At 62.5% G+C, this 22,928-nt stretch carries 19 protein-coding genes; 7 read left to right on the plus strand and 12 right to left on the minus strand.

What is annotated here, in order from left to right:
- Nucleotides 1–58 precede the first annotated feature (58 nt).
- The 4 genes from DN387_RS01500 to DN387_RS01515 all read right to left on the minus strand — a co-directional run bounded on the left by DN387_RS01500 (nt 59) and on the right by DN387_RS01515 (nt 3,705).
- The gene (locus tag DN387_RS01500) at nt 59–943 is read right to left on the minus strand and encodes an alpha/beta fold hydrolase (protein WP_043860083.1); all 885 of its coding nucleotides are present in this window, start codon (nt 941–943) and stop codon (nt 59–61) included.
- Between the two features lie 320 nt (nt 944–1,263).
- Nucleotides 1,264–1,956, minus strand: coding sequence for a pseudouridine synthase (locus tag DN387_RS01505; protein WP_043860084.1), 693 nt, complete (start codon nt 1,954–1,956; stop codon nt 1,264–1,266).
- A gap of 32 nt (nt 1,957–1,988) precedes the next feature.
- Nucleotides 1,989–2,210, minus strand: a complete 222-nt coding sequence (locus tag DN387_RS01510; RefSeq protein WP_043860085.1) for a cysteine-rich CWC family protein — start codon at nt 2,208–2,210, stop codon at nt 1,989–1,991.
- Nucleotides 2,211–2,235: 25 nt separating this feature from the next.
- Nucleotides 2,236–3,705: a sensor domain-containing diguanylate cyclase gene (locus DN387_RS01515; RefSeq protein WP_043860086.1), complete on the minus strand. Its 1,470-nt coding sequence runs from the start codon at nt 3,703–3,705 to the stop codon at nt 2,236–2,238.
- Between the two features lie 213 nt (nt 3,706–3,918).
- Between DN387_RS01515 and DN387_RS01520 the strand changes: the two genes are divergently transcribed.
- Entirely contained in the window at nt 3,919–4,332 is a 414-nt protein-coding gene (locus DN387_RS01520) for a hypothetical protein (RefSeq protein WP_054914782.1), read from the plus strand.
- Between the two features lie 18 nt (nt 4,333–4,350).
- On the opposite strand, the gene DN387_RS01525 is transcribed toward DN387_RS01520, so the two are convergent.
- Nucleotides 4,351–5,457, minus strand: a complete 1,107-nt coding sequence (locus tag DN387_RS01525) for an enoyl-CoA hydratase/isomerase family protein (RefSeq protein ID WP_043860088.1) — start codon at nt 5,455–5,457, stop codon at nt 4,351–4,353.
- A gap of 129 nt (nt 5,458–5,586) precedes the next feature.
- Here DN387_RS01525 and ung point away from each other — a divergent pair, with 129 nt between their 5' ends.
- From ung to DN387_RS01545, 4 genes are all read left to right on the plus strand, one after another.
- Complete coding sequence (ung, locus tag DN387_RS01530) at nt 5,587–6,285, plus strand: uracil-DNA glycosylase (RefSeq protein ID WP_054914781.1); 699 nt, start codon at nt 5,587–5,589, stop codon at nt 6,283–6,285.
- Nucleotides 6,286–6,404: 119 nt separating this feature from the next.
- Nucleotides 6,405–8,426, plus strand: a complete 2,022-nt coding sequence (locus DN387_RS01535; RefSeq protein WP_054914780.1) for a hypothetical protein — start codon at nt 6,405–6,407, stop codon at nt 8,424–8,426.
- 233 nt (nt 8,427–8,659) lie between these two features.
- Nucleotides 8,660–10,861 carry a hypothetical protein gene (locus tag DN387_RS01540; protein ID WP_043860090.1) on the plus strand — a complete coding sequence of 734 codons (2,202 nt, stop codon included), beginning with the start codon at nt 8,660–8,662 and terminating at the stop codon, nt 10,859–10,861.
- Between the two features lie 714 nt (nt 10,862–11,575).
- On the plus strand, nt 11,576–13,366 hold the full coding sequence (locus tag DN387_RS01545) for an autotransporter outer membrane beta-barrel domain-containing protein (protein WP_236171646.1): 1,791 nt from the start codon (nt 11,576–11,578) through the stop codon (nt 13,364–13,366).
- Between the two features lie 50 nt (nt 13,367–13,416).
- Here the strand turns inward: DN387_RS01545 and DN387_RS01550 are convergent, their stop codons facing one another.
- From DN387_RS01550 to DN387_RS01570, 5 genes are all read right to left on the minus strand, one after another.
- Complete coding sequence (locus DN387_RS01550; protein ID WP_043860091.1) at nt 13,417–14,460, minus strand: AbrB family transcriptional regulator; 1,044 nt, start codon at nt 14,458–14,460, stop codon at nt 13,417–13,419.
- Complete coding sequence (locus DN387_RS01555; RefSeq protein ID WP_043860092.1) at nt 14,453–15,967, minus strand: tripartite tricarboxylate transporter permease; 1,515 nt, start codon at nt 15,965–15,967, stop codon at nt 14,453–14,455. The genes DN387_RS01550 and DN387_RS01555 overlap by 8 nt, the downstream gene beginning before the upstream one ends.
- 1 nt (nt 15,968) lies before the next feature.
- Nucleotides 15,969–16,427, minus strand: coding sequence for a tripartite tricarboxylate transporter TctB family protein (locus DN387_RS01560; RefSeq protein WP_043860093.1), 459 nt, complete (start codon nt 16,425–16,427; stop codon nt 15,969–15,971).
- Between the two features lie 127 nt (nt 16,428–16,554).
- Nucleotides 16,555–17,535: a tripartite tricarboxylate transporter substrate binding protein gene (locus tag DN387_RS01565; RefSeq protein WP_043860094.1), complete on the minus strand. Its 981-nt coding sequence runs from the start codon at nt 17,533–17,535 to the stop codon at nt 16,555–16,557.
- Between the two features lie 35 nt (nt 17,536–17,570).
- Nucleotides 17,571–18,860, minus strand: a complete 1,290-nt coding sequence (locus tag DN387_RS01570) for an OprD family porin (RefSeq protein ID WP_054914778.1) — start codon at nt 18,858–18,860, stop codon at nt 17,571–17,573.
- Nucleotides 18,861–19,062: 202 nt separating this feature from the next.
- Between DN387_RS01570 and DN387_RS01575 the strand changes: the two genes are divergently transcribed.
- Together DN387_RS01575 and DN387_RS01580 are read left to right on the plus strand one after the other, a co-directional pair.
- Complete coding sequence (locus tag DN387_RS01575; RefSeq protein ID WP_043860096.1) at nt 19,063–19,734, plus strand: response regulator; 672 nt, start codon at nt 19,063–19,065, stop codon at nt 19,732–19,734.
- On the plus strand, nt 19,727–21,109 hold the full coding sequence (locus tag DN387_RS01580; protein ID WP_043860097.1) for a sensor histidine kinase: 1,383 nt from the start codon (nt 19,727–19,729) through the stop codon (nt 21,107–21,109). Before DN387_RS01575 ends, DN387_RS01580 begins: the two co-directional genes overlap by 8 nt.
- On the opposite strand, the gene DN387_RS01585 is transcribed toward DN387_RS01580, so the two are convergent.
- A complete protein-coding gene (locus DN387_RS01585) occupies nt 21,110–21,916 on the minus strand; it encodes an HDOD domain-containing protein (protein ID WP_054914777.1) in 807 nt (268 codons plus the stop codon).
- Nucleotides 21,917–21,974: 58 nt separating this feature from the next.
- Complete coding sequence (locus tag DN387_RS01590; RefSeq protein ID WP_054914776.1) at nt 21,975–22,916, minus strand: folate-binding protein YgfZ; 942 nt, start codon at nt 22,914–22,916, stop codon at nt 21,975–21,977.
- Between the last annotated feature and the right edge of the window lie 12 nt (nt 22,917–22,928).

Consider the following 22,928-nt stretch of genomic DNA (forward strand, 5'->3'; position numbering starts at 1 on the left):
GGCTCGCGAGCCGTAGCGCCGGTCTGCTGCACACCGGCGCTACACTGGCCGCGACCACTCAGATGGCCTGCGCATGCTGGCCGTGCACGAAGTGATACGGGGAGCGCGTTTCACGCGGTTGCGGGCCTAGAAACTCCAGCAGCACCTCGCGGGTGTCGCGGCAGGCCGCCTTGTGTTCCATGTCCAGGAAATGGCCGGCGCTGCGAATCGGCCTGAAGTGGCTGTGGCGCACGTGCCGGGAAAATTGCCGGGCGTCGTGGGCAGTGGTGTATTCGTCCCATTCACCGTTCATGAACAGCACCGGAATGTCGATCGCCTGTGCGGCCCGCAGGGCCCGCCCAAGGTCGTGATCCAGCACCTGATGGATGTGGAAGTGCATCTGCGCATACTCATGCTCGGCCAGGCTGCTGACGTGGCGATGATTGAAACGCTTGAACAGCGAGGGCAGGTGCTTGCCGATGGTGTCGTTGACCAGTTTGCCCATCTGCTGGCGGTCGCAGGTGCGCAGGTAGTGCGAGCCGCGCTCCAGGTAGTCGCGCATCGGTTCGTTGATCACCGGCGAGAACGAGCTGACCACGGCCTTGCGAATGCGCCGCGGCTTGCTGGCCAGTGCCAGCAGGGTGCAGGCACCGCCCCATGAAAACGACATCAGGTGGTCGGCGGCGAAGTGGTCGATCAGTTCCAGAAGGATCCGGCCTTCGGTTTCCTTGGTCAGCAGGTGGTCGTTGCGGTTGTGTGCCCGGGACTTGCCCGAGTAGGGCTGGTCGTACAGCACGACGTTGAACTGCGGATGCAGGTTGCGCACCGTCTGGGCGAAAGACGCTGTGGTGGCGAGCGAGCCGTTGATCAGGATGATCGTCTTCTCTGCGGCGTCCGCGCGATAGAACTCCGTGTAAACCCGGTACTGACCCTGTATATCCAGCACAGCAATTTCTGGCCTCATGTCATCGACTCCTGGCGCAAAAAGGGTATCCGTGCAAGCAAGCTTGCCCGGTCTTCATGACAGGTAGGCATACGCCTTGAAATGAAACGAGGGGCCCTGTGTCGATCCGTTGCCGGCTGGTCGACGGGTATTGTTGTTAGGTGGGCAATCTGCCGGACGCCAGCGCTTCGGGGCGCCGGTCACCTGCAGAAAGGTGCCTTGGACTGCGTTCGTGACCGATTGGTCACATGCAGACTGACGGTTGGATTCAAGCAGGCGCCCGGCCAACCCGCAAGTGCCGTTGGCGCAATCGATGATTTTTTTGCCGAGCGGTCGTGGCGTCAGATGGCCAGGATTTCATCCTGGCTCAGCGCACGGTATTGCCCCGGGGCCAGCTGCGGGTCCAGGTGCAGCGGGCCCATGCGCTCGCGGTGCAGGCGCGTGACCTTGTTGTCGAAGAAGCCGAACATGCGTTTGACCTGGTGATAGCGCCCCTCGACGATGCTCAGGCGCGCGCTGTGGCTGCCCAGCAGGGTGAGCTCGGCGGGGAGGGTGGTGAGGTTTTCGAAGGCGAAGTAGATGCCCTGGCCAAAGGTTGGCGCATAGGCGTCGGTGATCGGCTGCTCGGTCTCGACGTAGTAGGTTTTCGCCAGCCCTGTCTTGGGCTGGGTCAGGCGACGTGACCACTGGCCATCGTTGGTCAGCAGCAGCAACCCGGTGGTGTTGAAGTCCAGGCGCCCGGCGATGTGCAGGTCGTTCCGGTCGGGTTCGTCGAGCAGGTCGAGCACGGTGCGGTGCTGCGGGTCGACGGTGGCGCTGACGCAACCCATCGGCTTGTGCAGCATCAGGTAGCGCGGTGCACGCCCGGCTTGCAGCACCTGCTGGTCGACCTCGACACGGCTGAACTCGCGTACCTCATGGTGCGGGTCGGCGATGGCCACGCCATCCACCCGCACCCGTCGTTGCACCAGCAGCAGGCGCACCTGCTGGCGGTTGAAACATGGCAAGTTGCTGAGAAAACGGTCGAGGCGCATGGCGGTTGGGCGTACAGAGGTGGGCGCGCAGTCTAACGGTTCGGCGCAGGCTTGGCTGCCTGCAATCGGGCATCGACCTGGGCGCATCGCGGGCACAGGCAGGCACTGTTGCGCAAATGCGCCGGCAGCGCTTCGAGCACGCTGGGATCGATCTGCACGCTGTAGCACCAGCAGGCCTGGGTGGCGCTGCGCGGGTCGGCGAGGCTGCACTGGTTGCTGGCGCCGCAGGCGGGGCACAGGCGGGTATCGTTCATGGTGGTGGCTACCGGGGGCGACGTTTTACAGTTCCGAGCAGACGCGATTGCGTCCACCCTGTTTGGCGCGGTACAGCGCATCATCGGCGCGGGCGATCAGGGTGTGCAAGGTATCGTCGGACCGATGGGCGCTCAAGCCGATGCTCACGGTCAGGTCGAGCACCTTGTCGGCATAGCCGAAGGCCAGTTGCTCGGTGCGCAGGCGAATCTTTTCGGCAACCGCCCGTGCGGCGTCGGCGTCGGTGTTCTTGAGCAGCACGAGAAACTCCTCGCCGCCCCAACGACAGATGATGTCGGTATGGCGCAGGCAGCTTTCCAGGATGCGCGCGAACTGACGCAGCACTTCGTCGCCGGCCAGATGGCCGTGGGTATCGTTGAGGACCTTGAAGTGGTCCAGGTCGAGCAGCAGTGCCACCAGTGGCATGGGCTCGCGCTCGGTGTCGAGCAGGGCCTGTGCCGCCAGCAGGTCGAAGGCGCGTCGGTTGGGCAGGCCGGTCAGGCTGTCGATTGTTGCCAGGGTCTGGATGTTGTCCTGATGGCGACGGATCATCGCATTGAGCAGCGACAGCACCACCAGGGTGATCATCGCGCAGATCACCAGGTTCATGTACAGCGACTGGCGTGCACTGTCCAGGGCCGTGCCGTCGCGCTTGTCGACGAACAGGTACCAGTCGAGCTCGGGGATCAGGCGCACATTGAGAAAGTGGCTGTGCCCATCATGGTTGTATTCGCGGTTGCCCTCCACCGGCACGGGCATTTTCTGCTGCAGGTCGGCCAGCGCTGGCACCTCGCGCAGCGTGAGCCCGCTGTGTACGCCTTCGGGGCCGCCGGCAGACCCGGTGAGCACGATGCGACCGCTGGCATCGACGAAATACACCGTACGCTGATAGCGCAACTGGTAGTCGCTCAGGCGCCTGATCACCGCTTCGACCGTCAGCCCGACGCCAGCCGCGCCGATGAACCTGCCCTGGTAGTCGAACACCTTGTAGTTGATGAAGACGGTGGGCTTGTCCTGGTTGGCCATGTCCAGGTCGACGTTGATCTCGTAGGGCGTGTCCATCGCCTTGACGCGTGCGTACCAGCGGTCACGCTCGGTGCGCGGGTCGACATGCTTGAGTACGCCCTTGGCCTGGTAGTAGATGCCGCTGGCCTCGGAGACAAAAAACGCCGTGTAGGCATTCTGATGCGCCATCACTTCATTGAGGTAGCGGGTGATGGGCATCGGGTCCTGTTCGCCGGCCAGGGCCCAGTCACGCAGGAAGGTGTTCTGGGCCATCATCGAGGCGATCACCACCGGGCGCACCAGGTCCCGCTGGATTTCGGAGTAGACGGTATCGGAGGTCAGCGGCAGCTCGGTGTTGATGATGTTGTCGCGGATCTCGCTGCGCGAGGCAAAGTAGCTGAGCAGCGACGTGGCCAGAAAGCCGCAGCCAAGCAACAACAGCAATGCCAGCATCAACGAGCGTTGCGAGAACAGGGCGTAACGAAGCGGCATGGCAGATCCGTGGCGGGTACCGATGCGTCTTATTCTAGAGGGGCGCGCAGAAAATAACTGGACGATTTTCAGGGGTATCGGCCTTGTCACAATTTATTTCAAAAAACGCACGGCACGTCGATTCGGTGGTCTTAGCCTATGTCGATGAACGCTTGCCGATCGACGCCGACCAGCGCCGCTGGGATGTGCAGTTCAGCGGTCCGGGAGGCCGCCATGTATCGCCGACTTTTGCTGATTGTTGTGCTGGGTGTGCTGACCACCGCCTGTGCTCCGTATTACGGTGGCCAGGGCTACTACCGCAGTGATGTGTACACCGTGGACCGCTATGAATACCGTGGTTACGACCGTGGTTATCCCTATAACAGGGGGTACTACGTGGTGCCGCAGCCTCGCTATTACGCCCCCGCGCCGCGTTACTACCGCCCGGCGCCCGTGCCTCAGTACCGCCCGGTACCGGGGCATGGCTACTACAATGTGCGCCCCGCCCCAGGGCGTTACTACCAGAACCCGCGCTATGGTCAGGGGCAGCAGTGGCATCAGGGGCGGGACAATGACCATGGGCGCGATCATGGGCGTGACCGGGGTCGCAGCGACAACGGCTGGGGCGATCGCAACTCGCACCGGTGAACATCGCATTCGCTGGCTTCACACAAGGTCAGCCAGCGGATGCCGCCCCTCCCATGCCTTGCTGAAGTGCGCCTGCACCACTGCCTGGGGGACCTGAGCAACTTCCTGCCAATGCCAATGCGGCGTCTGGTCCTTGTCCACCAGGCGCGCGCGTACCCCTTCGCTGAACTCCGGATGCCGGCAGCAGTTCAGGCTCATCGCATATTCCATCTGCAGCACCTGCCCCAGCGACAGGTAGCGCGCCCGCGCGATCTGCTGCCACACCAGGTGCGCGGTCAGCGGGCAGCCTTCGGTGAGGGTGCGTGCCGCCTTGGCCAGGACCTCGTCGTCGTGCATGCGCCACTGTGCAATCGCCCGCCAGGCACAGGCCGGGTCGCTGACGTCGAGCAGCGCGTCGATCTGCGCCCGGCGTGGCAGCCATCGGGCCGGCGGCAACTCGGCCAGCGCCTGCTGCTGCAACGCCTTGAGCAGGCTGTTGAGCTGCATCGCGGTCTGCTCCTGCCAGTTCAGTTGCAACAGCCCTTCAATCAGCTCGTCCTGCTGGTTTTCGCCCATGAAGCGGTCCGCCAGGCCCAGGTCCAGTGCATCGCGTGCATTGATCGGCGCGCCAGTCAGCCCAAGGAACAGGCCGAGACGCCCTGGCAGCCGGTTCAGAAACCAGCTGGCGCCCACGTCCGGGTACAGGCCGATACTGATTTCCGGCATCGCCAGGCGGCTGCTCGGGGTCACGATGCGTACCGTGCTGGCCTGCAGCAGGCCCATGCCGCCGCCCAGCACATGCCCGTGCCCCCAGCACAGCAGAGGCTTGGGGTAATGGTGCAGGTCATAGTCGAGCCGGTACTCGGCGGCGAAGAAACGCGCCGCCAGCGGCGGCACTTCACCAGGCTGTGCGCGGCACGCCTCCACAAGACTGCGCACATCGCCCCCCGCGCAGAACGCCCGGTCACCCAGCCCGCGCAGCAGCACGCAGACGATGCCGTCATCCTTGGCCCAGCTTTGCAGGTGGGTGCTCAACTGCTCGATCATCGGCAACGACAGGGCGTTGAGCGACTGGGGCGCATCCAGGCTGGCAACGCCGATGCGGGCGCCATCGACGCCGGTGAGTACTTCGAACGCTACGGCCATGGGCCACCTCACTGCGGTTATCCCGACAAGTATGGCTACTGTCAGCGATCATGCCGGTCGCCGGTCGGATCGATTGACAAGCGCTGGCAGCTTTCCTAGTGTCCGCCCCCATTGCCTACGGGAGTGCCCATGACCAACGATGACCGCATCAAACTCGAACCGAGCTGGAAAGACGCTCTGCGCGGCGAATTCGAACAGCCCTACATGCAGCAACTGCGTGAGTTCCTGCGTCAGGAATATGCGGCCGGCAAGGAGATCTATCCCCCGGGGCCGCTGATCTTCAATGCGCTCAACTCCACACCGCTGGACCAGGTCAAAGTGGTGATTCTGGGGCAGGACCCCTACCACGGCCCGGGCCAGGCACACGGCCTGTGCTTCTCGGTGCAGCCTGGGGTGCCCGCGCCGCCGTCGCTGGTGAACATCTACAAGGAGTTGCAGCGCGACCTGAACATCCCGATCCCGAACCACGGCTACCTGCAGAGCTGGGCCGAACAGGGCGTGCTGCTGCTCAATACCACCATGACCGTGGAGCGCTCGATTGCCGCGTCGCATGCCAAAAAAGGCTGGGAGTCGTTCACCGACCGCATCATCCAGCTGGTCAGTGAGCGCCAGCCCGCCACCGTGTTCCTGTTGTGGGGCAAGCATGCCCAGAGCAAGTCTGTGCTGATCGACGGTACCAAGCATCTGGTGCTCAAGTCGGTGCATCCTTCACCGTTGTCGGCCTACCGTGGCTTCATCGGCTGCGGGCATTTCAGCCGGGCCAACAAGTTTCTGGAACAGCACGGGCTGGCGCCGGTGCAGTGGGCGCTACCGGCGCTGGGGGCGTGAAGACCTAGTATTTCTGTCAGTTTCGCGAAGTCTGGCCTTGCCTTAGATTTGATCCAAGACCCGTTCAGTTGGCACCCGCCAGCACTGTTGCTCTTGGATCTATTCAGGTAGGGGCAGTAATGACAAAAATTACACAGGACCAAGGTGCGGCCGGCCTCACCGCTGCCGATACCGATGGTGAGAATACACTGGCGCTTCAGGTTGTGCGTGTTCTAGGCCTGATGGAGTTGCGTGCGGATGAGGAGGGCGTCCCCACGTTGTCCCAAGCCGCGCAAACATCGCGGTTGCGGTTAGAGATTGACAAGTGGGGCTACTACGAAACTGAGTACGCAGATCTGGTCGACAAGGGTTACTCGCCTCCTGAAGTTGTCTTTCAGGCGCTCTGGAATGGCGAAGAGATCGGCGAGCCCGTTACAAAGACAATGGTCAAGGACCCTGCCGGTCTTTTCCCGTTGGTACTGGAGATGCCTCAGTTCTTGTTACAGGCGGAGGGGGTCGCAAGGGTCAGCTACAGACGTTGGATCAAATACATCGACAACAAGAGTACAGCGGATCCTCAACTGATCCGAATCGACAGAACTGCACCTAACTTCCAGAACCCCTGCCCACTGCTGGGGCCTGACAAGAATGTTGCTGTCATCGACCAGGCCTATCTGGACCTCAATGATCAGCGCGCCATCTTTTTTCTGGACCGATGGACTGATGTCCGCCTCGATGATGAGGTATTGCTGTTCCTGGTGCCAGTCGATGAAGTGGGCAGCCCCAGCGAGCCGATTGCTATACAAAAGGTTGATGTCGCCAACAAGATGCTTGATCCCTTTCCTGCCTCTATCCCAGCAGAGCGCTTGAAAAACGGTTTCTACAGGTTGTTCTGTCGGCTCAAAGACCGCACTGGCAACATCGGGCCACCTTCGATCCTGCTGCCAGTAAAGGTCAGCCTTGGTGGAGGCATTCAGTTGCCACCACCGTCTGTGCCACTCGCCGCCGATGGGCTGGTAGACCTGGAGGACGCGCGCCAGCCCGTTAAGGTGCGTATTCCCTTCATCGAGGCAGCTCTTCCAGGCGATGTATTACAGGCGTACTGGAACGGCCACGCCCTGCAACCAGTCACGGTGGGGGAAAACCAGGCCTGGCCCATCGATGTGCCCGTGCCCTGGCTGGTCATCACCCAAGACGGTTTTGTCGGGCCTGTTCAGCGCCGTGTTTACTACACGGGGATTCGGTCTGGCGCCCCCCTCGATTCGCCCTATGTGGATGTCTGGCTCGACTTGCGCGTAGCAGGTCCTGATCCCATCGGGCCAGCCCCTGAGAACCCTCGGCTGAAGCGTGTCGTGATCAAGGGAGTGGGCGGCGACAACCAGCTTGGCCTGGGCGATGTAGACCTGCCTGTGACTGTAGAGGTGCCTTTATACGAAATGCCGCATGCGGGTGAAATTCTCGAGTTGTATTGGGGGGCTTTGGGTCGTGTTGTGGCCACCTACATGGTGAAGTCAGGAGACGTGGCGGGTCAGGTGGTAAGGTTCACACCGGTTGATTACGAGGTGGTACGCCAGGGCGGTTTTGGCTCAGTGCCTGTCTTCTACACCACCTTCAATGGCGTCAATCGCCAGCGTGCGCCGATTACACCGGTCGACGTGATAGACGGCAGTCTCGGTACGTTCGAGGAACTGGTGGCGGACCCACCTCATGTCAGCTTGTGGGGGTGGATCAATTGCGAATCCATCCTAGTGAAAAAAACGTCAGTCAAACAGCCAGACAAGTATCGCGATGCCTTGCTGTTTCACGTGCCCGGCGGGCAAGCCAATCTGGCCCTGAACGACCGCATCGAATTGAGTTGGCAGATGTGCCGATCATTGAATGGTCAAACGCCAATTTCCCCGGTTTATTTTTTTCCACCGTTCGACGTCGATAAACCTGAGTATTTGATCAACGGTATTGATTTACGCATGGACCGTATTCAGTCGCTGATTGTAGATGAACTTAGGAAGCCGATAGAGGGTGTGCCGCCGACCTTGCTGGAAGGGTCGGTGTGGGTGGGCTACAGAGTGCGCAAGCCTGATGGGCGATGGGGCGAATCACTGAGCAGTTGTTACGGTGTTTCCTTGGTCAGGGGCGGTGGAACAATGTGTGTGGTGAATTAGCTGCGTTAATTAAATGGCACATTGTGCATTCTCGGTGTGCAGAGTTTTTAGTTCTAGTGTGAAATTTACACAGGCATTTGTCTAGGTAAAGGCAAGGGGCGTTGCTGTGTGTGCAGTGCGCAACAACGCTTTGGTAGTGTGACGCGCTTCAATACTCAGTTGGTGTTGGGGTTAAATAGCGACGCCTTTAGTCGTGGGGTCGCAGATCATTTCCTTCGTGGGTGGAGATTATCATGGGCACAATTGAAGATGTCAAAGGTGTTGGCAAGGAAGTACTGACTCGTGACGAGCAGTTGCAGGTTGCGGCTGCGCAAAGAGCCGAACTGGATGCGCGTAATGAAAAAATTCGCGCTGAGCGTGAAAAATCAGGCGGTAGCAAGGTGGGAGTCGTTGTAAAACCCGGGCTAAGCTCATTTGGCGTGATGGGGGTGGGGGGGCTGGCAGACGAGTTCAAATTTGCCAACGGGGTGTTGGATGAAATCAATGATGGGCGCTCCAATACGTTGAAGGCGGATGCTTATCTGGAAACCAATGACCAGAACAATTACGTGACACTTCAAATCCCGAAGTGGGAGCGAACCACAGAGGACGAGCAGTATGAAGGTGAAAGTGATGATGAGGTTCGTCTGATTCTCAATGGTAAGGATTGGGACTATGAAAAAAATGGTGAGACGCCTTTCAGTCTGCCGTTCCCTATCGATGAAGGTCAGGCGTTTCCGATCGATGTTCAGTTGACGCCGCGCATGCTCGAAAAGTTGGCGTCTGGCATTAATTCCATCAGTTACTTTGTGACCAACAATGGTGTGGGTAACCGTAATGAATCGCTCGAGCAACTTTTTTATATCGACCGTACCCCACCCTCGCCGAACGTCGATCCGCAACCGCTGGGGCTGCCAGCGGGGATTACTGAGCCAGGTGTAATCAGCAAGGAATACCTGGATGCCAACACGACTGTCACCCTGCCCGTACCGGATTACCCGGCCGCGTGGGAGGGGGACACCATCCAGGTGTACGAGTTTGGCACGGATATCATCATTTATGAGGGCGTGCTCTGGCCGGAGGGAGACCCGGAGCGTGCGCTAGGCGTTCCTGTATCCTCTGCCGCTCTGTTGGCATTGGGTGCTGGCCCCAAGCAACTGGTTTTCAAGTTGAAGGATCGCACTGGCCTTTCCTCGGGCACGTCACGGGTGCGGCCTATCTCGATTCAACTCGCGCCTCGGCCCGCCAGGCTTCAAGCACCCTTGGTACCGCAAAGCCCAATCGACCGCGAGGATGCTCGTCGGGGTGTAGCAATCAATATTCCATCCTATGACAACTCCAACCCCAACGATGACATCGAAGTCACCCTGGAGTCGTCCAATGGTTCGATCACGTTGCCGTTGTTCAAGTACTCCGTCGGTACCACCAGTGTCGGGTGGAGCATCCTGGCTAACCCGGATCCGCGGGGTGTGTATACCGCGAAAGTGACCTACAAGGTGCTACGCGGTACGGATATTGTCGGCCCTTCGCCCATTAATAATGTGCCGGTGGATCTGCGCGTGGTTGGGCCGATCAACCCGGAGGAGCCAGGACCGGTTAACCCTGAGCTGACCAAACTGACGGTGTTCGGGGGTGCAGGGACCAGCCCGGAGAATGAGATTACTACAGCCGATGCCGATAAGCCGGCAAATATTCGATTTACCGTTTATGAAGGAGCCGCCGCCGGCCATATTGTTCACTTTTTCTACAACGGCGTCGAAGTCACGGGTACCAATGCACCACTCACCATCTCGACGGAGGCGGAGGGTGATATTGTCTCGGTAGAACTCCCATGGGAAACGATCAAGGCACTGGGCAATGGTACCTTCCCGACGATGTACCAGGTTTTTGAAAATTCGACGACGACAAACTATCAGCAATCGGTGGATACGGACGTCAACGTCACTGCCAATACCGTCGCAGTGGGTAACTACATCGAGTATGACTACGGCACTATTCCTGCCGCCAAACAAAACAAACGTCCCGGGTCGGCCATTCGTGATACGGGTATCCTGAACTGTCTGACCAAACCGTGGAACGGGGTAAAACTCAAAATCAGGTTTGCGGCTGGGGAAGTGCTGGCCGGCGATATCATTCGTTTGAACTGGGTATTTTACCGTGACGCTCTCGCCACGGTAGAAGCGCCGTCGACCCTATTCGAGATGGATGTGCGCGTGCCGGCGGGGGCGGCGGCCAGGACAGTCAGCTTCACCGTCCCTTATCAGCCGCGTATTTTTGGCGAGGACCTTCCGCCGTTACCGGGTAAACCTCCGCATGTCCCAAACCTAAACGAAGGCGCGATTGTTTGTAACTTCACACTTATTCGCGGCACCGTCACCGGTGTTTCGCCAAAAACAATGGTGCGCTACAGCACAAACGAAGGGGGCGTTGCTTGTTCAGCATGGGGTAACGCGTAACGGTGAATGAATTCGAGGCCGTCGTAGTGCGACGGCCTCGACTCATGAGCGTATCAATGAATCCAGCTGTTGATGTCGAAAATTCCTACATAAAAGACTAGGTTATTTTGCGTAGGATGCGGCGCTTCTGATAGAGCTGGTAGGGGAGTGACTTGCCGGCTTCTGATTACTGAAATAAACAGGAATTCGGATATGCGCACGAGCACGCTTATTATTACACCATTTAAAAAAATAATTGCTGTTACTCAGTGGGCCACGGCACTGTCGATGACACTGGTCAGCCCTCAGATCTTTGCGGTGGTGCTGGATAACCAGACACTCACCATTACTTCACTGGATGCACCGACCGATTACCAACTGGTGAATCAATCACTGTTGATCGTCGATAGTGCACAGACTTTCGGTCTGCGACTCAACCGCTCTGGCTTGAATATTCTAAGCGGAACAGTGACAGCGACCGGCCGTGGTATAGAACTGGCTGATAGCCAGGCCACGATTGCCAATGCTTCCATCACCAGCTCCAGCAACTTCGGCTTGTTGTTGGTACACGGTAGTGGCGTCGGTTCCACTGCCACGGTGACCAACAGTCAGATCACCGGTGCCACCACGGGGGCGCAGGCGACTGCCGGCAGTGTGCTGAATCTTGTGGATTCGAATGTGACAGGGACGGGCCCCAATGCTCATGGCCTGCGTCTGCTCGGCGCAGAAGCCAATGTGACTGGTAGTACAATTACTGGCCAGAATGCCGGCGTGCGCATGAGCCGCGAAGGTGCGGCCAGGCCTGACGCTCCGGTGCTGAGATTGAACAACAGCGTGGTCAGGGGCGTAAATGGCCCAGCCATCCAGGTCGCTTCGAATGCCACCGCGATCATCGAAGTACTCAATGGCTCGACGCTTACAGCCGGCAATGGGGTGATTCTCGATACGGCCATCGGCACCACAACTGACCTCACTGTCGCGTCTTCATCGCTAGAAGGTGATGTCGCCACTGCCGGGGCGACCACGGCAACCTTTACTCAATCCACGCTCAACGGAAATGTGAATGTCAGCGACACGGGCAGCGCCAACCTGCGCTTTGACCAGTCGCGCATTACGGGCGATGTGGTGGCTGCAAGTGGTGGCACGGCGTCGGTGACCCTGAACAACAGCTCTCAGCTCACTGGCCGCCTTGAAAACGTCCAGCAGGTCAATATCAACAACAATTCCAACTGGACGCTGAACGCAGACAACACGGTCGCCAACCTGGCCATGAACGGCGGCCAGGTCACCTTCGGCGACAACGCCACGTTCTATCGTCTGAACGTCGAGAACCTCTCGGGCAATGGCACCTTCGTCATGGCATCGGACTTTTCCAATGGCAACACCGATTTCCTCAATGTCACTGGCAACGCCAGCGGCAGCCATGGCCTGCTGATGGGCTCCAATGGCGCAGACCCTTCCCTGGATAGCCTTAAAGTGGTGCACATGGGCTCTGGCGACGCGCAATTCAGCCTGCTCAACCAGGGTGAACAGGTAGACCTGGGCGCCTACTCCTACAAGCTGGTGCAAAAGGGCGATCAGGATTGGTACCTGGACAGGGAAACCCGCACCATCAGCCCGATGACCCGCACGGTCATGGCCCTGTTCAACACCCCGATCACCATCGCCTACGGCGAAATGACCTCGCTGCGCAGCCGCATGGGGGAGCTGCGTTACAACCAGGGCAAGAACGCCGGGGTGTGGATGCGTGCCTACGGCAACCAGCACAACATTGCCGACGCCTCGTCGGGCGTAGGGTACCAGCAGAACCAGCGCGGGCTGACCTTCGGGGCCGATGCGCAACTGGGCGAAAGCAACTGGACCCTGGGCCTGCTGGCCGGCCACAGCCGCTCGGACCTGAACCTGAGCTACGGCAGTTCGGGCAGCATCGACAGCTACTATGTGGGCGGCTACGCCACCTGGATGGACCCTGAGAGCGGCTATTACGTCGACAGCGTGCTCAAGTACAACCGCTACCAGAATGACGCCAAGGTCGGCCTGAGCGATGGCACCCGCACCAAGGGCGACTACGACACCCACGGCATCAGCGCCTCGGTCGAAGTCGGCAAGCACATCAAGCTCGACGATGGCTACTTCATCGAACCCTTCGCCCAGGTGGCCGCTGCGGCGGTGGCCGGCAAGGACTTCACCCTGGACAACGGCTTCGACGCCAATGGCGATGTCAGCCGCTCGCTGCTGGGCAAGGTCGGTACCACGCTCGGCAAGACCATCTCGCTGGACGGCGACAGCATGATCCAGCCCTATGTGAAGGCTGCGTTTGCCCATGAGTTCGCACAGCGCAACCAGGTGCAGGTGAACAACAACGTGTTCAACAACGACCTGTCCGGTTCGCGCGCCGAGCTGGGCGCAGGGGTTGCCTGGACCGTCGCCAAGGACTTCCAGGTGTACGGCGAGGCTGGCTACATGAACGGCAAGAACATCGAGATGCCGTACAGCTTCAGCCTCGGCGCAAGCTATCGCTTCTGATCAGGCGAGCAGTAGAAAAGAAAAGGAAGCCTCGGCTTCCTTTTCTCGTTTCAGGGGTTGGCGGATGTTCGTTCGCCCGCCCAGTGCCGGAACAACGGCTCGGCCAGAAACAGCACGAACAGCAGGCGCATCACCTGCAGCGCGGTCACCAGCGGTACCGACAGTTGCAGGGTTTCGGCGGTCAGGCTCATTTCGGCGATGCCGCCGGGCATCATGCCCAGGGTCAGCGAGCGCAGGTCCAGCGCCGTCAACGCGCTCAAGGCCCAGGCCGCGAGGCCCGCCAGCAGCATGGTCAGCGCCGTGGCGACCAGGGTACGGCCCAGAAATGACGGCGCGCGACGAAAGAACGCGCGGTTGAAGTGACAGCCCAGGCCGCTGCCGATCAGCCACTGGCCGAGCTGGCTGGCGCCGTCGGGCAGGCCGGTGTGCAGGTTGGCGCCGATGCTGATGCTCGAGGCCACCAGCAGCGGGCCGAACAGCCACGGGTTGGGCTGGCGCAGGCGCTGCCAGAGCAGTGCGGCCAGCACCCCGAGCGGCGCGATCAACGCCAGCCAGTAACCATCCACCGTGCCGGCATGGCTCAACGGTACGCCGTCGCCGAGCAGGAACTTGAACGCTGCGGGCACGCACAGCACGACCGCCAGTACCCGCAGGCTCTGCCCGGCGGCGACGCGGCTGAGCACTGCGCCGTTGCGTGCACCCAGGTTGACCATCTCGCCCGAGCCGCCCGGCATGCTGGAAAAGAACGCCGTGGCCCGGTCTTCACCGGTGCGCAGCAACAGCCATACGCCGATCAGGCTGGATACGCTGGTGATCAGCGCGCCGAAGAAGATCAAGCCGAAATGGCTGGCCACCTGTTCGACCACCTGGGGGGTGAAGTGCAGGCCGATGCCGACGCCGATGATCCACTGGCCGCACTTGCGCCCGTTGGGTATTTCACCGATCTGCCAGGGCGTCAGGCAGCGCACCAGAATCACCGCCAGCAGCGAGCCGACCATCCATGGCAGCGGCCAGCCGACCAGGCTGGCGAGATATCCGCCGGCCAGGCCGACCAGTGGAGTGGCCCACCAGGTGCGCAAGGTGGATTCAGACATCGGCCAGGGCACGACGCTGGGCGCTGCGGCGGCGCCAGATACGCAGCAACGGCAGGGTCAGCATCAACGCGACCATCGCCCACACCCCAAGGCTGATCGGGCTGGCCCACAGAATCTCCAGTTCACCGTTGGAGATCGACAGCGCCCGGCGCAGGTTCTGCTCCATCAGCCCGCCGAGAATGAAGCCCAGCAGCAGCGGCGACAGCGGGAAGTCCAGCTTGCGCAGGATGTAGCCGAAGATGCCGATGCCGATCATCAGGAACAGGTCGAAGGTGGTGGCATGCACCGCATACACGCCGATCGCGGTGATGATCGCGATCACCGGCACCAGCGCCCAGTTGGGCACCGACAGGATGCGGGTGAACAGGCGCACCATGGGGATGTTGAGGATCACCAGCATGATGTTGGCGATGAACAGCGAGGCGATCAGGCCCCAGACGATATCCGGCTGCTGTTCGAACAGCAGCGGGCCGGGGGTGATGTTGTACAGGCTCAAGGCACCGATCATCACCGCCGTGGTACCCGAGCCCGGTACGCCCAGGGTCAGCATCGGCACCAGGGCGCCGCAGCAGGAGGCGCCGATGGCAGTTTCCGGAGCGGCCAGGCCGCGCTTGTCACCCTTGCCGAAGGTGCCGCTGGCACCGGCCAGGCGTTTTTCGGTCATGTACGCCACGGCGCTGGCCAGGGTCGCACCGGCCCCGGGCAGCACGCCCATGAAGAAGCCGAGCAGGCCGCAGCGGATGTTCACCACGAACACCGAGGCGGCTTCCTTGAGGTTGAACAGCATGCGTCCGGTGGCTTCCACGGCCTTGTGCCCGTGGTGGGTCTTTTCCAGCAGCAACAGGATCTCGCTGATGGAGAACAGGCCCAGCACCAGCACCACGAACTGGATGCCGTCGGTGAGGTGGATGCTGTCACCGGTGAAGCGGTACACACCGCTGTTGGCGTCGATGCCCACGGCTGAAAGGAATAGCCCGATCAGGGCGGCGATGAAGGTCTTGAGCGGCTTGTCGCCGGCCATGCCGCCCAGCGCCACGATGGCGAACACCATCAGCACGAAATACTCCGCCGGGCCGAAGGCGATCGCCCACTTGGCCAGCAGCGGGGCGAACAGCACCATGCCGCAGGTGGCGATGAACGCACCGATGAACGAGCTCCAGGCCGACAGCGACAGCGCCACCCCGGCCAGGCCCTGGCGAGCCATGGGGTAGCCGTCCAGGGTGGTCATCACGGTGGAGGCTTCACCGGGGATGTTGAGCAGGATCGAGCTGATGCGCCCGCCGTATTCGCAGCCCAGGTACACCGCGGCCAGCAGGATCAGCGCCGATTCCGGCGGCAGGCCCAGGGCGAACGCGATGGGGATCAGCAGCGCCACGCCGTTGATCGGGCCCAGGCCCGGCAGCAGGCCGACCACCGTACCGATCAGGGTGCCGCACAGTGCAGTCACCAGGTTGTAGGGGCTCAGGGCGACGCCGAAGCCCTGGCCGAGGTAGCTGAAAGTATCCATGTCAATTCTCCAGAACGTCGAGCAGGCCCAGGGGCAGGGGCACATCCATGGCGCGGTCGAACAGCAGGTACAGGGCGATGCTCATCAATCCGACGATGACCGCACTGGGCAGCCAGCGTCCGCCGTACAGGCGCGCCATGGGGATGCCGATCAGCGTGCTGCTGAGGATGAAGCCCAGGGATTCGAAGGTGGCGGCGAACACCAGCAGCAGGCCGGTGCACAGGCCGATCTTGATCAGGCTGGCGCGGTCCAGCTCTGGTTCGTCGTCCTTGCGCACGATGGGCGTGGGACGGATCGCCAGGTAGAGCAGGGCGATGGCCATCAGGCCGAGCATCAGCAACGGATAGGCGCGCGGGCCGACCGGTTCGTAGGAGAAGGCGGCCTGGTAGGGCCAGGCCATGACGGCCAGTGCGGCGCAGGCGGCCAGCAGGGTCAGGGCGAAAAGGCGTTGCAGGATCATGGGGGAATCCTCGAAGGGCAAACCTGCACCCGTAGGAGCCGGCCTTGCCGGCGAATGACGCGCCACCGACCTGGCGGGACCGCGGTGATCCGCCGGCAAGGCCGGCTCCTACAGGTGAAGCGATGGATTACTGGATCAGTCCGAATTCCTGGGCCAGTGCCTTGTAGTCCGCTACCTGCTGCTTCACATACACGTCCAGCGCTTCACCGGTCATGGCGAACGGGAACAGCTCGCGCTGGTCACGCAGCTTGTCGAATTCATCCGAGGCCAGCAGCGTGTCGAACGATGCCTTCCACCAGGCGTAGTCCTCGTCGCTCACCTTCGGCCCCAGGTAGAACCCGCGTACTACTGGCCAGACGATGTCGTAGCCCTGTTCCTTGGCGGTAGGGATGTCCTTCATCTCGGGCTCGTCCAGGCGTTCGGGGGAGAACACCGCCAGCAGGCGCATGTCGCCGCTCTGGATGTGCGGCATCGAGTCGGAGATGTCCGTGCTGCCCACCTGGATGTGCCCGCCCAGCAATGCGGTGGCAATCTCGCCACCGCCTTCCAGTGCCACATAGCGCAGGTCGCGCGGGTTGATGCCGGCGGCCTTGGCAATCAGTGCGGTCTGCATCCAGTCCTGGCTGCCAACGGTGCCGCCCGAGCCGATCACCACCTTGCCAGGGTCTTTTTTCAGTGCCGCCACCAGGTCATCGAGGGTCTTGTAGGGCGAGTCCTTTTTCACCGCGATGGCGCCGTAGCTGGTGCCTACCGCTGCCAGCCAGCGCACTGCGTTCTCGTCGAAGCGGCCGAACTTGCCCTGGGCCAGGTTCAGCAGCGAACCGCTGGACCACGCCACCAGCGTGCCGGCGTCGGCCGGGCGCTGGGCCACCACCGCGTTGTAGGCCACCGCGCCGACTCCGCCGGGCATGTAGGTGACGCGCATCGGCTTGCTCAGGATCTTCTCGTTGAGCAGCGCGCTCTGCACCAGCTTGCAGGTCAGGTCAAAGCCGCCGCCGGGCGAGGCCGGAGCAATGCACTCGGGGCGTTTGGGTTCGGCGGCCAGCACGTTGCCGGCCAGCAGCAGGCAGCCGGTGGCCAGGGCGATCTTGCGCAGTGAAAAAGTCATCGTCAGTCTCCGTGAACATTGTTGTTATGGGCGGATTACCAAAGCGCCACGCTGTAGCTCACCAGCAGCCGCACTTCGTCGGCGTCGCGGGAGAAGTTGGAACGGAAGGTGGCGTTACGCAGGCGCACGGCGACGTTCTTCAGGGCGCCGCTCTGTACCACGTACTTGAATTCGGTATTGCGCTCCCACTCCTTGCCTTCGCCACCGCCGGCGCGGCTGACGTTGTCGCCACTGAGGTAGCGGCTCATGAAGCTCAGGCCGGGTACGCCGAGCTTGGCGAAGTCGTAGTCGTAGCGCACTTGCCAGGAGCGCTCGTCGGCCTGGGCGAAGTCGTTGATCTGCACGAAGTTGACCAGGTAGGGGTCGGCGCCATCGACGTAGGGGAAGGCGCTGTCGCCCGACAGGCGCTGGTAGCCGGTGCTCAGCTTGTGGCCGCCGAGGGCATAGCTGAACAGGCTGCCAAAGGCGGTGTTGTCGATCCTGCCGCCGCGGGCCTGGCCCTGGTCGCCGCTGAACGCCACACGCACATCGGCGCCGAAGGTGCCCGGGCCGAACGGCTGGGTCGCGAGCAGGCCGACGAAGTGCTGGCGGTACACGTCGTCGAGCTGGGCGAAGTGATAGCTGCCGGTGATGCGGTCGGTGAGCTTGTAGTCCACTCCGGCCATGTCGAAATGGTTGCCCTCGGCCGTGCCCAGGAAGCGACCGTTCTTGTTGTTGAGGGCGATGTCTTCCTTGTTGGTGTCGTTGCGGTCCTTGACCTTTTCAAGGCGGCCACCGGTGAAGGTCAGGTGCCTGATTTCCTGGGAGGTCAGCAGCCCGCCCTCGAACGTCTGCGGCAGGATACGCCCGTCGTTGGGGCGCAGGGTGGGCGTTTGCGGGATCAGCGTACCGACCTTCAGCTCGGTGGCCGACACCTTGACCTTGCCGGTCAGGCCGAGCTTGGAGTACTCGTCGGCGGCGCGCCCGTTGTCATGGGTCGGCAGCAGGCCGGTGCCGGTGCGGCCCTTGCCGGAGTCGAGCTTGACCCCGAGCATGCCCAGGGCGTCGACGCCGAAGCCGACGGTGCCTTCGGTGTAGCCCGATTCCAGGTTGAGCATGAAGCCCTGGGCCCATTCCTCGCGCTTGGATTGCGTGGTGCTGGGCTCGTTGTGGAAATCGCGGTTGAAGTACATGGTGCGTGTTTCGAAGGTGGCGGTGCTGTCTTCGATGAACGCGGCCTGGCTCAGCGGGGCGACGCCGATAAAGGCGAGGGCACTGGCGATGGCAGAGGGACGAGGGTGCAGGCGACGGGCAGGCGCAGGCGCCTGAGGCTGGGTGGACAGCATCGTGGGGTGACTCCGTTATTGTTCTTATTCGGGTCGAACGCTTCGGTTCGATCTACGGCCTGTACAACGGGCCGTCAGGCGATGCTAGGGGCTCAACCTTTCGCTAACCTTTCAGTGGCCTTTCAATGTTTCGATGGCTTCACAGGCGCCCGCCGCGCTGTAAACTCCGCGCCATTGAACGCGACACGACCAGGAGAAATCGATGCGTGTACTGCTCGTCGAAGACCATCTGCAACTGGCTGAGAGCGTGGCCCAGGCCCTCAAGAGCACCGGCCTGACGGTGGATGTGCTGCACGATGGGGTTGCTGCCGACCTGGCCCTGGCCAGCGAGGAATATGCCGTGGCGGTGCTCGATGTGGGCCTGCCGCGCATGGACGGCTTCGAGGTGCTGGCGCGCCTGCGGGCCCGCGGCAAGACCGTGCCGGTGCTGATGCTGACCGCCCGCAGCGACGTCAAGGACCGGGTGCACGGCCTGAACCTGGGGGCTGACGACTACCTGGCCAAGCCGTTCGAACTGACCGAGCTGGAGGCGCGGGTCAAGGCCCTGCTGCGCCGCAGCGTGCTCGGTGGCGAGCGCCAGCAGACCTGCGGCCCGCTGGTGTACGACCTGGATACCCGGCGCTTCACCCTGGGGGGCGAGCTGTTGGCCCTGACCTCCCGCGAACAGGCCGTGCTCGAGGCACTGATCGCCCGCCCCGGCAGGGTGATGAGCAAGGAGCAACTGGCGGCGCAGGTGTTCGGCCTGGACGAGGAGGCCAGCCCCGACGCCATCGAGATCTACGTGCACCGCCTGCGCAAGAAGCTCGACGGGCATGCCGTGGCGATCGTCACCTTCCGTGGGCTGGGCTATCTGCTCGAGCACCGTGATGCGTGACGCCGGCAGCCTGCGCGGGCGCCTGCTGTGGAACCTCGCCCTGCTGCTGGTGGTGCTGATGGTGGCCAGCGGGCTGAGTGCCTACTGGAACGGTCGCGAGGCCGCCGACACTGCCTATGACCGTACCCTGCTGGCCTCGGCGCGCACCATCGCCGCAGGGCTCTCGCAACGCGACGGCACCCTCAGCGCCGATGTGCCCTACGTGGCATTGGACACTTTTGCCTACGACAGCGCGGGGCGGATCTACTACCAGGTCAACGACATCCATCAACGCCTGATTTCCGGCTACGAAAACCTGCCCGCACCGCCGCCCGATACCCCGCGTACCGATGACTATCCGGCCCTGGCGCGCTTCTACGATGCGCGCTACCTGGGCCAGGACGTGCGGGTGGTCAGCCTGCTCAAGGCGGTGAGCGAGCCGAACATGAACGGCATGGCGGAGATCCGCGTGGCCGAAACCGAAGAGGCGCGCGTGAGCATGGCCCGCAGCCTGATGGCCGATACCCTGCTGCGCCTGGGCATGCTGGCGATGGGGGCGTTGCTGCTGGTGTGGTTTGCGGTCAGCGCCGCATTGCGCCCGCTGGAGCGCCTGCGCAGCGCCGTGGAAGAACGCCAGCCCGACGACCTGCGCGCCCTGCCGGTGGTTCAGGTTCAGCGCGAACTGGGGCCTCTGGTGCGTGCACTGAATCACTTCACCGAGCGCCTGCGGGGCCAGTTCGAGCGCCAGGCGCAGTTCATCGCCGACGCCGCGCACGAGTTGCGCACCCCCCTGGCGGCGCTCAAGGCGCGGGTGGAACTGGGCCTGCGCGCCAAGGACCCGCAGGAATGGCGCACCACGCTCGAACTGGCGGCCCAGGGCACCGACAAGCTGACCCACCTGGCCAACCAGCTGCTGTCGCTGGCCCGGGTGGAGAACGGTGCGCGCGCCATTGCCGAGGGCGGTGCACAGTTGCTCGACCTCAGCCAGCTGGCCCGCGAGCTGGGCATGGCCATGGCGCCGCTGGCGCATGCACGGGGTGTGGCATTGGCACTGGAAGCACAGGCGCCGGTGTGGATACGCGGCGAGCCGACGCTGCTCAACGAATTGCTGAGCAACCTGGTGGACAACGCCCTGGCGCACACCCCGGCCAATGGCAACGTGATTCTGCGGGTGACGGCCCCGGCGGTACTGGAGGTGGAGGACGACGGGCCGGGGATTCCCCCGCAGGAGCGCGAGCGGGTGTTCGAACGCTTCTATCGGCGCAGTGCGCAGGGCACCGGCCTGGGGCTGGCCATCGTCGGTGAGATCTGCCGCGCGCACCTGGCGCAGATCAGCCTGCACGATGGCGAGCGCGGCGGGCTCAAGGTTCGGGTCAGCTTCAACCCGGGCGACTGATCAGGCGCGAAACATGTGCTTGGCGCCGATCAGCTCGCTGACCTGCAGGTGGCTGTTGGGTGGCAGCTTCAGGTGACGCATCGCCGGCAGGCGCGCCAGGGCATGTTCGTTGCCATCGCTGAGGGTGCGCGCGATCTGCACGATGTCGACATAGTCGAGCTTGTCGGTGCTGCGCTCCAGGTTCTGCGACAGGCTCGGCAGCCCGGCCAGTTGCTCGGGAAATTCCCACACGCTGAGGATCTTGTCGCCCAGTACCGGGTGGATCAGGTCGATCACATGGTTCAGGCAGACCGGGTCGGAGAGCAGTTCGTTGTGTTCTTCGGCATAGGTCAGGATCGGCAATGCGCCGATCTGGTGGACCAGCCCGGCGAGGGCGCCCTGGTCGGGCTTGAGCTGGGTGAAGCGCAGGCACAGCTCATAGCTGATGCCGGCCACTTCCAGGCTCTTGGCCCATATTTCACGCATTTTCTGTTCGACCACCGGTGAGCGCGCATGGAAGATCTGCTCGATCACCAGGCCGATGGCCAGGTTGCAGCTGTAGTTGATACCCATGCGGGTGATGGCGGTCTGCAGGTCGGTGACTTCGGTGGCCGCACGCAACAGGGGGCTGTTGACCACCTTGATCAGGCGTGCCGACAACGCGGCGTCGCGGCCGATCACCTTGCTCAGGGTGCTGACGCTGATCTCGCTGTCTTCAGCCGCTTCGCGGATGCTCAGGGCCACTTCCGGCAAGGTCGGCAGCACCAGGTCATCGTTGTCGATGGCGCTGAGCAATTGTGCTTCAACGATCTGGGCCAGCGTGTTCATCGTGGATTCTCTAGCGCATTCAGGGGCCCCACCGCCACACGCGGCGGGGCAGGTGGGCTCAGCGCTGGATTTCGCGATCGCGGTCCAGTTCGTAAGGCAGGCTCAGCAGTTCCAGGCGCGGGCCCTCGGGGCTGCCCAGGTGCAGGTTGTCGTCTGCTACCGCATCGGCAGTCAGCACCGCCAGCAGCTCGCTGCCCTGCGCGCTCGTGGCGGCCAGCACCACCTCACCCACCGAGGAGGCATGGGTAGGGGAGAACACCTCGGTGCCAGGGGGCGGAGCAGTACCCTCGGCCAGGGCCAGGCGATACAGGCGACGCTTGAGCTTGCCCAGGTACTGCATGCGCGCGACGATTTCCTGCCCGGTATAGCAACCCTTCTTGAAGCTGACGCCACCCACGGCCTGCAGGTTGATCATCTGCGGGATGAACAGTTCGCGGGTCTGGGCCATCACCTGGCCGATACCGGCGCGGACCTGCCCCAGCAGCCAGGCGTCCAGCGGGCCTTCGTCGAGGTGCTCGGCCAGTTGCTCGCGTACGGCTGCGGCCTGTTCGGCCGGTACCCACAGTTCGGTGCGGCCCGGCGATACGGCAATTGCGAACAGGGGGGCGTGCCGGCTGATGGCGCCATCTTGCGTCGGCGGCTCGATGCCCAGCGCCTGCAACGCCTTGTCGCCATGCTGCAGGCCGAAGCGCGCCCAGGCACTGCTCTCGTCGGTGAGCTTGGCCTTGGAGAACACGGCGTACTTCTTCAGGTCGGCCAGTTGCGGCTCGAGCAGTTCGTGGGTCATTGCCAGCACGAAGCCGTCGGCGTGGGGCACGATGCGAAAGCTCGACTGCATGCGCCCCTTGACCATGCAGCGCGCGCCGAGGCTGGAGGTGTGCTCGTCGAGGTAATTGATGTTGCAGGTCAGTTGACCTTGCAGAAACTTGCCGGCGTCAGAGCCGCGGACGGCGAGGACGCCCTCGTGGGACAGGGGGCAGAAAAAAGCGGAGTCGGCCATGGGTCTTCGCAG

This window comes from Pseudomonas sp. FBF18 (assembly GCF_024261405.1).
GTDB classification, from domain to species: Bacteria; Pseudomonadota; Gammaproteobacteria; order Pseudomonadales; family Pseudomonadaceae; genus Aquipseudomonas; species Aquipseudomonas palmensis.

Coding starts and splice junctions, on each gene's coding strand:
- DN387_RS01500 (WP_043860083.1), bottom strand. CDS start 943: ATGAGGCCAGAAATTGCTGTGCTGGATATACAGGGTCAGTACCGGGTT.
- DN387_RS01505 (WP_043860084.1), bottom strand. CDS start 1,956: ATGCGCCTCGACCGTTTTCTCAGCAACTTGCCATGTTTCAACCGCCAG.
- DN387_RS01510 (WP_043860085.1), bottom strand. CDS start 2,210: ATGAACGATACCCGCCTGTGCCCCGCCTGCGGCGCCAGCAACCAGTGC.
- DN387_RS01515 (WP_043860086.1), bottom strand. CDS start 3,705: ATGCCGCTTCGTTACGCCCTGTTCTCGCAACGCTCGTTGATGCTGGCA.
- DN387_RS01520 (WP_054914782.1), top strand. CDS start 3,919: ATGTATCGCCGACTTTTGCTGATTGTTGTGCTGGGTGTGCTGACCACC.
- DN387_RS01525 (WP_043860088.1), bottom strand. CDS start 5,457: ATGGCCGTAGCGTTCGAAGTACTCACCGGCGTCGATGGCGCCCGCATC.
- ung (WP_054914781.1), top strand. CDS start 5,587: ATGACCAACGATGACCGCATCAAACTCGAACCGAGCTGGAAAGACGCT.
- DN387_RS01535 (WP_054914780.1), top strand. CDS start 6,405: ATGACAAAAATTACACAGGACCAAGGTGCGGCCGGCCTCACCGCTGCC.
- DN387_RS01540 (WP_043860090.1), top strand. CDS start 8,660: ATGGGCACAATTGAAGATGTCAAAGGTGTTGGCAAGGAAGTACTGACT.
- DN387_RS01550 (WP_043860091.1), bottom strand. CDS start 14,460: ATGTCTGAATCCACCTTGCGCACCTGGTGGGCCACTCCACTGGTCGGC.
- DN387_RS01555 (WP_043860092.1), bottom strand. CDS start 15,967: ATGGATACTTTCAGCTACCTCGGCCAGGGCTTCGGCGTCGCCCTGAGC.
- DN387_RS01560 (WP_043860093.1), bottom strand. CDS start 16,427: ATGATCCTGCAACGCCTTTTCGCCCTGACCCTGCTGGCCGCCTGCGCC.
- DN387_RS01565 (WP_043860094.1), bottom strand. CDS start 17,535: ATGACTTTTTCACTGCGCAAGATCGCCCTGGCCACCGGCTGCCTGCTG.
- DN387_RS01570 (WP_054914778.1), bottom strand. CDS start 18,860: ATGCTGTCCACCCAGCCTCAGGCGCCTGCGCCTGCCCGTCGCCTGCAC.
- DN387_RS01575 (WP_043860096.1), top strand. CDS start 19,063: ATGCGTGTACTGCTCGTCGAAGACCATCTGCAACTGGCTGAGAGCGTG.
- DN387_RS01580 (WP_043860097.1), top strand. CDS start 19,727: ATGCGTGACGCCGGCAGCCTGCGCGGGCGCCTGCTGTGGAACCTCGCC.
- DN387_RS01585 (WP_054914777.1), bottom strand. CDS start 21,916: ATGAACACGCTGGCCCAGATCGTTGAAGCACAATTGCTCAGCGCCATC.
- DN387_RS01590 (WP_054914776.1), bottom strand. CDS start 22,916: ATGGCCGACTCCGCTTTTTTCTGCCCCCTGTCCCACGAGGGCGTCCTC.